At 73.7% G+C, this 12,991-nt stretch carries 14 protein-coding genes; 7 read left to right on the top strand and 7 right to left on the bottom strand.

The window, feature by feature from the left end:
• On the bottom strand, positions 1 to 780 hold the full coding sequence (locus ACIBI5_RS05930; protein ID WP_397243801.1) for an alpha/beta fold hydrolase: 780 nt from the start codon (positions 778 to 780) through the stop codon (positions 1 to 3).
• Between the two features lie 114 nt (positions 781 to 894).
• Complete coding sequence (pyrF, locus tag ACIBI5_RS05935) at positions 895 to 1,701, bottom strand: orotidine-5'-phosphate decarboxylase (RefSeq protein ID WP_397243587.1); 807 nt, start codon at positions 1,699 to 1,701, stop codon at positions 895 to 897.
• A 134-nt stretch (positions 1,702 to 1,835) separates the two neighbouring features.
• On the opposite strand from pyrF, the gene ACIBI5_RS05940 reads away from it, so the two are divergent.
• Positions 1,836 to 2,306 carry a DUF2283 domain-containing protein gene (locus ACIBI5_RS05940; RefSeq protein ID WP_397243589.1) on the top strand — a complete coding sequence of 157 codons (471 nt, stop codon included), beginning with the start codon at positions 1,836 to 1,838 and terminating at the stop codon, positions 2,304 to 2,306.
• A 10-nt stretch (positions 2,307 to 2,316) separates the two neighbouring features.
• On the opposite strand, the gene ACIBI5_RS05945 is transcribed toward ACIBI5_RS05940, so the two are convergent.
• From ACIBI5_RS05945 to ACIBI5_RS05955, 3 genes are all read right to left on the bottom strand, one after another.
• Complete coding sequence (locus tag ACIBI5_RS05945; RefSeq protein ID WP_397243591.1) at positions 2,317 to 3,378, bottom strand: alpha/beta hydrolase; 1,062 nt, start codon at positions 3,376 to 3,378, stop codon at positions 2,317 to 2,319.
• Positions 3,379 to 3,396: 18 nt separating this feature from the next.
• On the bottom strand, positions 3,397 to 3,789 hold the full coding sequence (locus tag ACIBI5_RS05950; RefSeq protein WP_397243593.1) for a hypothetical protein: 393 nt from the start codon (positions 3,787 to 3,789) through the stop codon (positions 3,397 to 3,399).
• Positions 3,790 to 3,897: 108 nt separating this feature from the next.
• The gene (locus ACIBI5_RS05955; protein ID WP_397243595.1) at positions 3,898 to 4,692 is read right to left on the bottom strand and encodes a Cof-type HAD-IIB family hydrolase; all 795 of its coding nucleotides are present in this window, start codon (positions 4,690 to 4,692) and stop codon (positions 3,898 to 3,900) included.
• A gap of 471 nt (positions 4,693 to 5,163) precedes the next feature.
• On the opposite strand from ACIBI5_RS05955, the gene ACIBI5_RS05960 reads away from it, so the two are divergent.
• Positions 5,164 to 6,423, top strand: a complete 1,260-nt coding sequence (locus ACIBI5_RS05960; RefSeq protein WP_397243597.1) for an FAD-dependent oxidoreductase — start codon at positions 5,164 to 5,166, stop codon at positions 6,421 to 6,423.
• On the opposite strand, the gene ACIBI5_RS05965 is transcribed toward ACIBI5_RS05960, so the two are convergent.
• Positions 6,415 to 7,389 carry a helix-turn-helix transcriptional regulator gene (locus tag ACIBI5_RS05965; RefSeq protein WP_397243599.1) on the bottom strand — a complete coding sequence of 325 codons (975 nt, stop codon included), beginning with the start codon at positions 7,387 to 7,389 and terminating at the stop codon, positions 6,415 to 6,417. The genes ACIBI5_RS05960 and ACIBI5_RS05965 overlap by 9 nt on opposite strands.
• A gap of 125 nt (positions 7,390 to 7,514) precedes the next feature.
• On the opposite strand from ACIBI5_RS05965, the gene ACIBI5_RS05970 reads away from it, so the two are divergent.
• Entirely contained in the window at positions 7,515 to 7,910 is a 396-nt protein-coding gene (locus tag ACIBI5_RS05970; RefSeq protein WP_397243803.1) for a RidA family protein, read from the top strand.
• A 76-nt stretch (positions 7,911 to 7,986) separates the two neighbouring features.
• Complete coding sequence (locus tag ACIBI5_RS05975) at positions 7,987 to 8,466, top strand: DUF488 family protein (protein ID WP_397243805.1); 480 nt, start codon at positions 7,987 to 7,989, stop codon at positions 8,464 to 8,466.
• Here ACIBI5_RS05975 and ACIBI5_RS05980 read toward each other — a convergent pair.
• A complete protein-coding gene (locus ACIBI5_RS05980) occupies positions 8,463 to 11,198 on the bottom strand; it encodes a hypothetical protein (protein ID WP_397243601.1) in 2,736 nt (911 codons plus the stop codon). The genes ACIBI5_RS05975 and ACIBI5_RS05980 overlap by 4 nt on opposite strands.
• Before the next feature lie 71 nt (positions 11,199 to 11,269).
• On the opposite strand from ACIBI5_RS05980, the gene ACIBI5_RS05985 reads away from it, so the two are divergent.
• From ACIBI5_RS05985 to ACIBI5_RS05995, 3 genes are read left to right on the top strand one after another with little or no spacing between them, the layout of a single operon-like run.
• The gene (locus tag ACIBI5_RS05985; RefSeq protein ID WP_397243603.1) at positions 11,270 to 11,560 is read left to right on the top strand and encodes a hypothetical protein; all 291 of its coding nucleotides are present in this window, start codon (positions 11,270 to 11,272) and stop codon (positions 11,558 to 11,560) included.
• Entirely contained in the window at positions 11,557 to 12,159 is a 603-nt protein-coding gene (locus tag ACIBI5_RS05990) for an AarF/UbiB family protein (RefSeq protein WP_397243605.1), read from the top strand. Before ACIBI5_RS05985 ends, ACIBI5_RS05990 begins: the two co-directional genes overlap by 4 nt.
• Positions 12,160 to 12,204: 45 nt before the next feature.
• On the top strand, positions 12,205 to 12,942 hold the full coding sequence (locus ACIBI5_RS05995) for a sulfite exporter TauE/SafE family protein (RefSeq protein WP_397243607.1): 738 nt from the start codon (positions 12,205 to 12,207) through the stop codon (positions 12,940 to 12,942).
• The last annotated feature ends 49 nt before the right edge of the window (positions 12,943 to 12,991 follow it).

Genomic DNA, 12,991 nt, shown 5'->3' on the forward strand with positions numbered 1-12,991 from the left:
TCAGGGGCGGGGGGAGCGGGTCGGGAGGCCGGCGGCGATCCAGGCCGACACCTCCTCGACGAGGCCGGGGTCCACGGGCTTGGCGTACTGCCTGCCGTACGTGCTCTGTGAGGCGGGGCCGGGGTCGCGGCGCAGCAGGTGCGTGAGGTCGGGCAGGCGGCGGACCTCGGCGGGGCCCGGGACCACCGAGGCGAGTACGTCGAGGTCGTCGGGGCTGACCTGCACGTCCTTGGCCCCCGTGACGGCCGGCAGGGGCACGCGGACCTCGGCGAGGTCCTTCTTGGGGTCGTAGGTGAGGAACTCGCGCATCGACCGGGCCGGGATCTTGAAGCCGTAGAGCCGCGCCACGTCGCCCTTCGTGGCCTTGATCCTGGCCGTCAGCTTCGCTGCCACGCCGCGCATCGTGCGCCGCCCGAGCAGCAGCGCGATGAGCCGCATCGGCCATGACAGGCCCTCGGCGTCCTTGAGTCCGGCGAACCAGAGGAGCGTCTCCTCGCCGGTCATGGTGTGGCCGGAGATCATCACCACGGCCGCGGCGCCTTCGTGCGCGCCGAGCGCCGCGGCGTGCAGTGCGCCCTCGCTGTAGCCGATGGCGCCGACGGCGCCGATCTCCGGGAGTTCGGCGAGCTGGCGCAGGGCCGCGGCGGCGTCGGCGCGGTGCTGGTGCAAGCCGGTCGCCTGCCAGTCGCCCGGGGTCGCGCCGACGCCGCGGCGGTCGTAGCGGTAGGAGGCGACGCCCTTGGCGGCCAGCGCGGCCGCGAGTGGCCCGCCCAGTTCGATGCGGCCCTTGCCGAGGGCCGCCCTGGTTCCCCACCTGGGGAACGAGCCGGTGCCCGGACGGCGCCGCTACCTCATCAGCCCGATCCAGTTTCCGCTGGAGGACTGAGGAGCCCGTCAGGAGGCCAGGTGGTGGGCGCAGTCGTCGCGGTAGCGCAGGGTGATCTCGCGGATGCGGGCCGGGTTCTCGGTCACCGCGCGGGACACCGAGGGGATGACGGCCTGCCGTACCCCGGCGAACAGGCGCGCGAGGTCGGACGGAGAGGCGCCCTGGGCGCCCAGGCCCGGTGCGAGGATGGGGCCGTTCAGCCGGGAGAGGTCGAAGCCGGGGTCGGCGACCGTGGCGCCGACCACCACGCCGATCGAGCCCAGCGGGGTCGCGCCCTGGTTCAGGCCGGACACCGCGTCGAAGATCTGGCCGGCCACGAGCGACTGCAGCCGCTCGGCCTGCGGGTTGGAGGTGCGGGCCAGGATGAACAGGCCGGCGTCGTTGGTGTGGGCCTGGCGGATCGCGGGGGCCAGGGAGGCCAGGCCCAGGTACGGGCTGACCGTCAGGGCGTCGGCGGCCAGGGGGCTGCCGGGGTCGAGATAGGCCTCGGCGTACGCGATCATGGTGGACTCCACGTCGCCGCGCTTCGCGTCCAGGATGACCAGCGGGCCGGCGGCGCGCAGGTCGCGGACCGTGCGCTCCAGCACCGCCACCCCGCGGCTGCCCCAGCGCTCGTAGAAGGCCGACTGCGGCTTGACCACGGCCGCGACGTCGGAGATCTCCTCCACGACCGTGCGGCTGAACTTCTCCAGGCCCGCGGGTGAGTCGTCCAGGCCCCAGGCGAGCAGTTGCGCGGGGCTCGGGTCGATGCCGACGCACAGAGGTCCGTATTTATCCAGTCTGGAGCGCAGGCGCGCCCCGAACGTCTCTTCCATCACAGTGACCCCCCTTACGCGCCGCAGCCTAACCGGTTCGTGGCGCGGGCAGAACGGAATAGACGACCACGGTATGAGTCGGGGGGTAGGGCCCCGGCCGGATGCGGGGGCCCGCTCGTGGGTAGGTCGCAGGCATGTACGAGATCGCCAGCCGGACCCTCACCCTGCGCACCATGCCGCCCAGGGAGGTGACGATCACGGTCGGCCTGCCGTACGAGGAGCCGACGGGGGAGTGGTCGTGCCCCTACCGGATCGACGGCCTGGACGGATGGGAACACGAGCGCAAGGTCACCGAGGCGGACGCGGTGAAGGTCGTGGAGATGGTGCTCGGGGTCCTGCGCACGGCGGTGGCCAACTCGCCGGAGGGCCGCGAGGGCCTGCTGTCCTGGGACGAGGAACCGTCCGGCCCGAGGACCGTCTACCTGAGGCTGGACCAGGAGGTCAACGCGGCCTACATCGCGATGAAGCGGGAGATCGCCCCGGGCGAGGCGGTACGGCAGGCGGTCGCGGACGACGTGGTCCTCGACTTCGGCGAGTCGGGCGAACTGCTGGGCGTCGAACTCCTGAACGCCGGCACCGCCCTGCCCTCCGAGATGCGCGCCTGACGCCCCGGTCTCAGCGGAGTGCGTTGGCCATGGCCACGGCGGTGGTGCGCCAGATGGGGGTGGCGGGGTCGATCACCGCGAAGTGGTCGCCGGACATCTCCAGGTACGTGAGGTCGTCGCCGGACTCCTTGGCGGCTCTGGCATAGCGGCGGCTGAAGTCGACCAGGTCCAGATCGTCGCCCGAGCCTTGGACCACCAGCTGGCGTACCTTCAGGGGGAGCCTGGCCAGGGGGCTGGCCTGGCCGTACACCTGGGTGTCCGGCCCCAGGGCGGAGGCCACCGCGCCCGAGCTCAGCCACCGGCGCCCGGCCTCCACGACGTCCAGGACGCCCGCCAGGGAGACGGCCAGCGCCACCCTCGCGCCGTCGGCCGCCGCGCGTAGCGCCAGCTGGGCGCCCGCGGAGTGCCCGGCCACCGCCACCCGGCCCAGGTCCAGGGCCGGTTCCGCGGCGCCGGCCAGGGCGCCGACGCCCGCCGCCACGTCCGCGGTCGTGGCCTGCCAGCCGTGGAGGTCGGGGCGGCGGTACTCCAGGTTCCACACCGCGAACCCGCGCCCGACCAGGTCGGCGGCGAGCGGCTCCATCAGGTCGGCGGCCCAGATCGAACGCCAGTAGCCCCCGTGCACCAGCACGATCACCGCAAGCCCGCCGGAGGACGCGACGGCGGCGGGCGGGAGGTAGAGGTCGGCCCACTGGTCGGGGTGGGGGCCGTAGGGGACGCGGCGGGCGCTGTGGCGAGTGCGGTGCACGGCGTGCCTGATCGCCCACGCCAGGCCGTCCACGCCGCGTCCGTGCAGGTGGCGGGCGTCCTTGCCGGGACTCACCCGGTCGTCGCGCGTGAGGTCCAGCCAGACGACCGGGCCCACCGGCTCGCTCATGAGGGCCCGCGCCGCCGGATCCGGTCCGGGGATGATCACCGGGATGCCGCCGTCGGGGCGCAGTTCGCCGACGGTGCGGGCGTACCTGATGTGCCCCTTCACCCCCAAGGCCGCGAACTCGCGCTCGGCGACCTCCGACAGAAGGGTGGGATCGGCGACGACCCCCGGCCCCACGACCACGCGCACGTCACTCACGAGTCCGACAGTACTTGTTCACATACGCGACATGCGAGGGCTGAACGCCCATACCGCCAGCCACACGCTGAGCCCGAAAATCGCCAGCGCCAGCGGCACGTGCACCGCCGTGGCCCCCGACCCGCCGGTCATCGACTGCGCGAACCCCAGCAGCAGGATCGCCACCCCCACCAGCGCCGGCCAGCCCGCGCCGCGTCCCGGCTTCCACGCGAGTATCCCGGTGATCGCCACCAGCAGCCCCGCGACGTGCACGGCGCCCGCGCCCATGCCGTGGGCGGCGGTACCGGTGCCGCTGAGCAGCTGGCCGGCCGTGACCCCCTGGGCCAGGACCGCGAGAGCGTTGAGCACGATGGCGGCCTTGAAGGCGGTCCTGAGCCCGCCGCGCTCCTTGACGACCTGCTGGGTGACCACGGGGTTCTCCTTCGATCTCGGCTGAGGCCACCAGACTCGCGGGTCCCGCGCCGCCGGGCATCCGCCCGGTGTCGCGATCGTCCGTACTACAGATGGGGTATGCGGGGCTCAGCCGTACAGGCGTTCCAGGACGGCGGCGACACCGTCCTCGTCGTTGGACAGGGTGCGGCGCTCGATCGATTCCAGGAGGAGGGGGTGGGCGTTGCCCATCGCGTAGCCGTGGCCGGCGTAGGCGAGGACGGCCAGGTCGTTCGGCATGTCGCCGAAGGCCACCACGTCGGCGGCGTCCACACCGCGGGCCCTGCACACGCGGGCCAGGGCGGCCGCCTTGTCGACGCCGGTGGCGCTGATCTCCAGCAGGCTCCGGCCGCCGGAGTGGGTGATGGTGACCTGGTCCCGCACCGCGGCCGCGGCCAGGCTCGCCAGCTCGTCCACCGGATGACCGGCCGCCCAGGCCAGCAGCTTGGCCACCGGCTCGCCCGCGTCGCAGACAGAGGGGACGTCGCGGTAGAAGTCAAGCTCTTCGGGGATACGCCGGGAGTAGCCGGGTTCGCACAGGACGTTGTGCCCCGTCTCCGCGGCGAACACGATGCTCGGCACACTCTCCGCCAGCGCCGCCATGATCTTGCGGAGGATGGCCGGGTCGAGGTCGACGCGTTCGGTGACGGTACGGCCGGCCAGGTCGTAGACGATCGCGCCATTGCTGCAGACCGCCGTCCCCGCCACCCCGGCCACGGCCGCCACCCGCTCCGCGCCGCGCGGCGGGCGGGCGGTCACGAACACGATCTCGGCACCGGCCCGCTCGGCCAGGCGCAGGGCCGCTCGGGTGCGGGGGGTGAGGGAGCCGGTGGAGTCCAGGAGGGTGCCGTCAAGGTCGGTGGCCACGAGGCGAGGAGGAGTCACCCACCCAAGTATCACCAACCCACCCAAACCCCACCCAACCGACCCATCAAGCCCCCAAGCCCCCAAGCCCCCAAGCCCCAAGCCCCCAAGCCCCAAGCCCCCAAGCCCCCAAGCCCCCAAGCCCCAAGCCCCCAAGCCCCCAAGCCCCAAGCCCCCAAGCCCCCAAGCCCCCAAGCGTCACAACTCCGGGCCCCACTCTCCAGCCAGCAGCCAGCAGCCAGGCTCCGGCTTCCCAAGGTCCCGACGCCTACCTGCCCTCGGCCCCGGAAGTCCGGCCCCGGAGGTCCGGGCTTTGGGGGTGCGGCCCTGGAAGTCCGGGCCTTGGGGTTCGGTCCGGGGGCTCGGTCGTGGGATCCGGTTCTGGAAGTCCGGTGCCCGCGGGGCTGGGGTGCTTCGGGGCTGGGGGGTCTCCGAGGGTGGCGGGGTGGTGGGCTTCTGGACATCGGGGGTGGCGGGCCGTACCAAGGGAAGATGGAGGTTACCGTCGTCGGTGCCGGGCTGGTCGGGTGTCTGCTCGCCTGTTTCCTGGCTCGCCGAGGCCACCGGGTCACCGTCCACGAGCGCCGCCGGGACCCGCGCGTGGCGGGCGCGGACCGGGGCCGGTCGATCAATCTGGCGATCTCCGAGCGGGGCATCGACGCGCTTCGCCGCCTCGGGCTGGACGGGGAGGTGCTCGCGCGGGCCATTCCGATGCCGGGCCGGATGATGCACGCCGTGGACGGTTCGCTCACCTTCCAGCCCTACAGCGCCGGCGGCGCCCACGCCATCAACTCCATCAGCCGCGCCGACCTCAACCACCAGCTCCTCGACGCGGCCGGGAAACACGACGGCGTCACCGTCATCTTCGGCCACCGCGTGGAGGCGGAGCTGCCGCCGGGCGCGGTGGTGATCGGCGCGGACGGCGCCCACAGCGCGGTGCGCGCGAAGCTGCAGGCGCTGCCGGGCGTGGACTTCAGCCAGTCCTACCTCGACTACGGCTACAAGGAGCTGTCCATCCCGCCGCGCGACGGCGACTACGCGATGGATCCGGGAGCGCTGCACATCTGGCCGCGCGGCCGCTCGATGATGATCGCGCTGCCGAACCCGGACCGGTCGTTCACCTGCACGCTGTTCTGGCCGCACGAGACCTTCGCCCGCCTGCGCACAACGGACGAGATCGAGGCCTACTTCGCCGAGCACTACCCGGACGCCCACCTGCCCGCGCTCGCGGCCGGCTTCCGCGCCAACCCGGTGGGCCATCTGGTCACGATGCGCTGCGCCCCCTGGCACGCCCGCCTCGGCGACACCACGGTGGGCCTGATCGGCGACGCCGCCCACGCGATCGTCCCGTTCTACGGCCAGGGCGCCAACTGCGGCTTCGAGGACTGCGTCGAGCTCGACCGGTGCCTGGACGAGACCGGCGACGACTTCCCGGCCGCCCTGGACCGCTTCGAACGCCGCCGGAAGGACACCGACGTCATCGCCCGCCTGGCGTTGGACAACTTCGTGGAGATGCGCGACAAGGTCGGCTCGAAGACGTTCCTGGCGGGCAAGCGGCTTGAGCACGCGCTGGAGCGGGCACTGCCGGGCCGTTACGTCTCCCGCTATGAGCTGGTCTCCTTCTCCACCACGCCGTACTCGCAGGTGGAGCGCCGGGTGGCGCGCCAGCGCGGGCTCGCCGCCGCCGCGGGTCTGGGCGCCGCCGCTCTGTCGGCCCTTCTGGTACGCCGCCTGCGGGCCCGCTCAGGCTGACGGTCCGTAGCGGGTGGCGATCGCGGTGGCACGCTCGCGCAGCGCGTCGCGCAACCACGGCGGGGACAGGGCTTCCGCGCTCGTGGTGAGCTGCCAGAGCGCCCATTCGGCGTGTCTCCGATCTTGGAAGGTCACCTCCATGAGCAGCCGGCCGTCCGCGCCGGTCTCCTCGGACAGGACGGCCAGCGCGGTGCCCACCAGGTCCTCCCGCCGTGCCGGGTTCAGCCGCACCTGCACGGCGACCTGGTCGCCGCCGGTACGGAACCGGGTGCTGCGTTCCTGCCAGGCCCGGTCGAGGTCGACCCGGTCCGGTCGCTGCGCGGGCTCGTCGAGCTCCTTGGCGGCCAGGACCCGTGACAGCCGGTACGTGCGGTCCGCGCCGGACTTCGTGGCCAGCAGGTAGCCCCGGTCGCGGACGGTGACCAGGCCGATCGGGTCCACCGTGCGCCACTCCGGGGTCTGGCCCGCGGCCGCGTAATGGATTCGAAGCTTGTGCCCGGCGAACACCGCGCGCAGGACCTCGGCCGCGATGGCGTCGGGCACCTCCTCGTCGACGAGCCGGCGTGAGAGGAGGTCGGTCTCCGGGTCGATGAGCAGCCGCTCGGCCGCCCCGGCGGCGGTGTCCCGGTAGCTGTCGGGCAGCGCGTCGACCACCTTGAGCATCGCCGACGCGAGCGCGGAACCGAGGCCGAACGCCTGCGCGCCGCGCCGCGATCCGGCGACCAGCAGGGCGAGGGCCTCGTCCTGGTTCAGCCCGGTGAGCTCGGTACGGAAACCGGGCAGCAACGCGAACCCCCCGTGCCGGCCGCGTTCGGCGTAGACGGGGACCCCGGCCGCGGACAGCGCCTCGATGTCGCGCAGCACGGTGCGGGTGGAAACCTCCAGCTCGCGAGAGAGCGCGGCGGCGGACAGCCGGCCGTGCTGCCGCAGCAGCAGGACCAGCGAGACCAACCGGTCGGCGCGCATACGAAAACTTAACAGGAATACGCGACAGAGGATGTCGTGATTTGCCGGGAGGCTGATGAGCACGACGACGGCCACCGAGCCGATCGGCGTACGTGATGAACGAAGCGAATGGAGCGGATATGGCAATCGAGCGAACGGCGGTCAACCCGTGGGCGTGGTCGACGGAGCTGGGCTACAACCAGGGCGAGGTCGTCTCCGGGCAGGCCAGGACCCTGTACTGCTCCGGGCAGACCGCGATGAGCGCCGACGGCAAGCCCCAGCACGCCGATGACATGGCGGCGCAGCTGGCGCTGAGCCTCGACAACCTGGAGGCCGTGCTCGGCGAGGCCGGCATGTCCCTCGCGAACCTGGTCCGGCTCAACGTCTACACCACCGACGTCGACCGGCTCTTCCAGCACTACGGCGTGCTGGCGGGACGGCTGGGCGCCGCCCGGGTGGCGCCGTCCACCACGATGCTCGGGGTGACCCGGCTGGCGGTCCCCGACCTGATGGTCGAGCTTGAGGGGACCGCCGTCGCGTGACCTGGCCCGCCGCCTCCGGCAGAGCGCCGGAGGCGGCACGAGGAGTGGGAGGACGGGTGATTCTCCGGTGTTCAGAATGGTGACGGTCGGCGTCTACGGCTTCGACGGCGACTCCTTCCTGCGACGGCTGCGGCAGGCGGACGTCCGCCTGCTGCTCGACGTACGCCAGCGGCGCGGCGTCCGCGGACCCGAGTACGCCTGGGCGAACTCCCTGCGGCTGCAGGCGGCCCTCGCCCATGCCCGGATCGGCTACGAGCACCACCGTGAGCTCGCGCCGACCACCGAACTGCGCCACCTCCAATACGCAGAGGACGAGCGCCAGGGGGTCGGCAAGCGCTCGCGCCGCGAACTCGCCGCCGAGTACACCCGCCGCTACACCGGCGAGATCCTCGACCGCGCCGACCTCACGCCGATCGTTTCGGTGCCGGCGGGTGGTGGGACGGTGGCTCTGCTCTGCGTCGAGCGCGACGCCGTGGCCTGCCACCGCTCGCTGATCGCCCGGCGGCTGGCCGAACGGCACGGCGTCACGGTCGACCACCTGCTCCCGGAGCTTTAGCGGGGCAGGTGGAGGCGGAAGCCGTACAGGCCCGCCTGGCCCACCGCGTACAGGCGGGTGCCGCCCGGTGTCCAGGCGCACCCGGTCAGCTCGGCGTCGAGGTGGATGGCGGCCACGCACCGGCCGGCGCGCACGTCCCACACCCGCACGGCCGCGTCCTCGGTCGCCGTGGCCAGCCAGGACCCGAACGGCCCCGCCGCCAGCCCCACAGCCGCGGTCTGCTCCTCCAGTTCGTCGCGCAGCCGGCCGGTGCGGTCCCAGCGCCGGATGGCGCCGTTGGTGGAGGAGGCGGCCACCCAGGCGCCGCCGGGCGCGACGGCCAGGCCGGTCACCGGGGAGCTCGGGGTCAGCACGGGCGCGATTCTTCGGCCCGAGGGGTCGAGCAGCAGCACGGACTCGCCGCCCGCCGCCAGCCACGCGCCGCCCGGCGCCATGGCCAGGTGGCCGGGTTCCTTCATCGAGGTCTCGGCGGCCGGCCGCCCGTCGGGGCGCCAGAACTGCACCGCGTCCCGCGCGGCGGTGGCCAGCCAGGACCCGTCCGGCGCCATGGCCACGGAGCGGGCGGGGCCGCGCAGCCGTACGCGATGGAGGGGTTCGCCGTGGCGGTCCAGCAGCCACAGCAGGCCCTCGTCGTCGGTGGCGGCGAGCAGGGCGCCGTCCTCGGAGCTCGCCACGGCGGTGAACGTGACCTGCTCGTGCAGCGTGCGCCGCGCGCTGCCCTCCGCGTCCCAGAGCGTGAGGCCGGGAGCGCCGCCCGCCGTTACCAGGGCGCTGCCGTTGGCCACGGCGGCGATCGCCCGCAGCGGGCGGCGGCGCAGGTGCTCGTCCGGCGCGGGCAGGCCCGGGGCGGCGTCCCACAGGCGGATGCTGCCGTCCAGGCTGACGCTGGCCAGCCAGCTGCGATCGGGGGCGAAGGCGACGCCGGTGACGCCCAGCCGGTCGAAGTGCTCGGCGGCTCGCACGTCCGCCAGCGGGTCGGGGGGCGGGGGAGCCGCGCCGGCCGAGGGCAGGCCGTCGCGGGTCCAGGTGTGCTCGCGGTAGGCGAGCGTGCCGCTGTCGGGGGTGATCACGGGCGCCGGCCCGTCCTCGGCCGCCGCCGCCCGCCACAGCAGGCGGCCGTCGGGCGCCCACGCGATGAGGTCCTCGGCGCACGAGGCCAGCCAGGAGCCGTCCGGCGCGATCACCACGTGCCTGACCGGGTCGTCGTGGCCTTCGAGCACCTGCCGCTGGGTGCCGTCCGGGGCCCATAAGCGCACGGTGCCGTCGTCGCTGCCGGTGGCCAGCCACGTGCCGTCGGGGGCGACGGCCACGCAGGTCACGTCGTCCTCGTGGCCGGTCAGCACGGTGCGGACGGTGCCGTCCAGGTTCCACATGGTCGCCGTGCAGATCTCGTCGGCCGTGACGAGCCAGTCGCCGCGGGGGCTGATCGCCACGCCGTAACGCTCCTCGCCGCGGGCGCCCATGATCCGGCGCAGCGCGGGCGGCGGCAGGTCCGGCGGCGCCCACAGGCACTCCAGCCATGGCGAGCCGGAGCCGCCGAGCAGCGCGGCGATCTCCCGCGCGGTCGCCGGCACCGCGAACAGCCGCCCGGCGAGGGTGGCCGCCGCCGTGGGCGCGGCGGGCGCGGCGTGCTCGGTCCTGGCCAGCACCAGCGCGCTCTGCGCCAGCGTACGGCGCAGCCGCTGCGCCAGCGGCGTCGCGGCCAGCTCCAGATCCTGTTCGACGGCGGCCACGCCGTAGCTCTGCAGCTTGGTCGCGATCCACCCGCCGTCGCAGACCAGCTCGGCCACGTTCATGCCGGCCTGCCGCAGGTGGCCGGGCAGCCGGGCGAGCACGTAGGCGATGTCCTCGTGGGAGGCCTCGCCGTCGGCGCCCCGGTCGATGCCCTCGACCAGGGCCCGGTTGACGCGGCGCAGCCCGTCCGGGCCGAGCGCGGCGCGCAGGTAGCCGCGCACCACGTCGGGCACGAGCAGCACCTCACGGTCGGGGGCCTCGGTGAGCAGGCCGAGCGCGCTCAGCCCGGCGAGCGTGAGGTCCGACTCGATCGGGCTCAGCTCGGCGGTACGCGCCCACAGCAGGCGGGCCAGGCCGGTCGGGATGTTGCGGTCGGTGGCGAAGGCCCCCAGCTCCAGCAGGCGGGCGACGCTGTCGGGCAGCTCGGCCCGCACCAGTCCGGCGTCGAGCAGCTCGTGGACCGCGCTCTCGCGGGAGGCGGGCTCGCGCAGGTCGGGCTCGCGGGCGGGGCGGGTCTTGAGCGCCGCGGCGAGCCGGTCGAGGAGCGGCCAGCGCCGTACCGGGAGCCGCACGACCGTCGCGCTGCCGGGCAGGCCGCGGGCGGTGCGCGCGGTGACCAGGACGCTGGCGCGGTGGGCGACGATCATCGCGAGCATCGACACGTGCGGCGCGCGCACGCCGTCCAGCACGACCAGCCCGTCGCCCGGCGCGGCGGTCAGCTCGTCGGCGGTCAGCAGCACCTCGATCCAGTCGGCCGGGTCGGCGCCGCCGCTGACCTCCAGCGCCCGCTCCAGCAACTGGTCGCCGAGCGACTGGCGGGGGTCGGCGCCCACGGTCAGCCAGGCGATGCCGCCGGGGAAGCGGGCGCGTACGCGGGGATCCTCGCAGGCTCTCGTGGCGGCGGTGGTGACACCGGCGCCCTCCAGGCCGTCGATCTCCGGCACGACCGCGATGAGACCGCTGTTTCCCTCGGTCAGCGCCGTGATCAATTCCTCCATGCATTGAGAGTTGCATCCGATGTGGCGACTGTCACGTTGCCTTATTGGCATTGAGTCCAAAAGATAAGGACATGTCTGATCTTCCGCAGTCGGCGGTGGCCCGGACGGCGAAGCTCGCCGCCCTTCCTCTCGGATACGCGGGCCGTACCGCGCTCGGTCTCGGCAAGCGGGCGCTCGGCAGACCGGCCGAGCTCATCGCGGACGAGGTGCGGACGCGCACCGCCGAGCAGCTGTTCAAGGTGCTCGGCGAGCTCAAGGGCGGCGCCATGAAGATCGGGCAGCTCCTGTCGGTGCTGGAGTCGGCGCTGCCGCCCGCCGTCATCGGCCCCTACCGGGGGTCGTGGCCGCCTCGGAGCACGTGATCGTCACCGAGTGGCTCGACGGCACCCCGCTCGCCCAGGTCATCGCCGACGGTCCGCAGGAGGTCCGCGACCGCGCCGCGCTGCGCCTGGTCCGCTTCTCCTTCTCCTCGCCGGTCCGCTGCGGCTACCTGCACGGCGACCCGCACCCCGGCAACTTCCGCGTCACCCCCGACGGGCGCCTCGGGGTGCTGGACTTCGGCGCCGTGAAGGCCTATCCCCACGGCCACCCGCCCGCCGTGGGACCCATGCTCAGGTACGGCGCCGCCGACGACATCGAAGGCGTCGCCCGGGTCTTCCGCGAGGAGGGCGTCATCCGCGACGGCGTCGAGATCGACCTGGCGGCCCTGGGCTCCTTCGTTCGCCCGTACGCCGAGCCGATCGCCGCCGAGTCGTTCACCTTCACCCGCGACTGGATGCGCGAGCGCGGCCTGTACATGCTGGGTGACGGCACCAGCATCTTCCGCACGCTCAACGTGCCGCCCGACTACGTGATGAGCTTCCGCGTGCTGACCGCCGGCTACGGCCTGCTGAGCCAGCTGGAGGCCACCGCCCCCTTCCGCGCGGAGGCCGAACGCTGGATCCCCGGCTTCACCGCCTGACCCCCGGCGCGGGCGGGCCGGCGGCCACCTCCTAGCATGTCGGAGGTGATCGAGGTGCTGGGACTGCTCGGGGTGGGGATCGCCGCCGGAATCGTCAGCACGGTCGTCAGCCTCGCCTCGGTCGTCTCCTACCCGGCCCTGCTCGCCTTCGGCCTGCCGCCGCTGACCGCCAACGTCACCAACACCGTGGCCCTGCTCTTCACCGGCATCGGCGCCGCCGCGGGCTCACGCCCCGAGCTGCGCGGCGAAGGCGCCAGGGTGCTGCGGCTGGGGTGGCTGACCGCGCTGGGCGGCGCCTCCGGGGCGGCCCTGCTGCTGGTCACACCGGCCAGGACGTTCGAGCTGATCATGCCGTGGCTCATCGCCGGCGCCTCGCTGGTGCTGGTGCGCCCGCCCACCGCGAGCAGGCTGCACGAGCACGGGGTGATGGCCAAGCTGGCCATGTACGCCGTCGCGGTCTACGTCGGCTACTTCGGGGCGGCGGGCGGGATCCTCATGTTCGCGATCCTCTCCGCCGTCCTCGACCATCCCGCGGCCAAGGTCAACGCGGTCAAGAACGTCCTGACCGGGCTGGCGAACGCGGTGGCGGCGATCGGGTTCGCGGTGTTCGGGCCGGTGGACTGGGTCGCGGTGGGCCCGCTGGCCGCCGGGTTCCTGCTGGGCGGATGGGTCGGGCCCAAGATCGCCAGGCGGCTGCCCGGCCAGAGCCTGCGCTACCTCGCCGCCGCGTGCGGGCTCGCGGTGGCCGCCAAGCTCGGCTACGACACCTACACCTCCCCGTGACCGGCGCCGGACAACGGGGTAGGTTATGGCACTAACCGGAACGGGGGTC

Origin of the sequence: Nonomuraea sp. NPDC050540 (assembly GCF_044457485.1) — a bacterium.
In the GTDB taxonomy this organism is placed as follows: Bacteria; Actinomycetota; Actinomycetes; order Streptosporangiales; family Streptosporangiaceae; genus Nonomuraea.

Excerpts from the sequence above, each read along its gene's own strand:
- pyrF (WP_397243587.1), bottom strand. The coding sequence starts at position 1,701 with ATGGAAGAGACGTTCGGGGCGCGCCTGCGCTCCAGACTGGATAAATAC.
- ACIBI5_RS05940 (WP_397243589.1), top strand. The coding sequence starts at position 1,836 with ATGTACGAGATCGCCAGCCGGACCCTCACCCTGCGCACCATGCCGCCC.
- ACIBI5_RS05960 (WP_397243597.1), top strand. The coding sequence starts at position 5,164 with ATGGAGGTTACCGTCGTCGGTGCCGGGCTGGTCGGGTGTCTGCTCGCC.
- ACIBI5_RS05965 (WP_397243599.1), bottom strand. The coding sequence starts at position 7,389 with ATGCGCGCCGACCGGTTGGTCTCGCTGGTCCTGCTGCTGCGGCAGCAC.
- ACIBI5_RS05975 (WP_397243805.1), top strand. The coding sequence starts at position 7,987 with ATGGTGACGGTCGGCGTCTACGGCTTCGACGGCGACTCCTTCCTGCGA.
- ACIBI5_RS05980 (WP_397243601.1), bottom strand. The coding sequence starts at position 11,198 with ATGGAGGAATTGATCACGGCGCTGACCGAGGGAAACAGCGGTCTCATC.
- ACIBI5_RS05985 (WP_397243603.1), top strand. The coding sequence starts at position 11,270 with ATGTCTGATCTTCCGCAGTCGGCGGTGGCCCGGACGGCGAAGCTCGCC.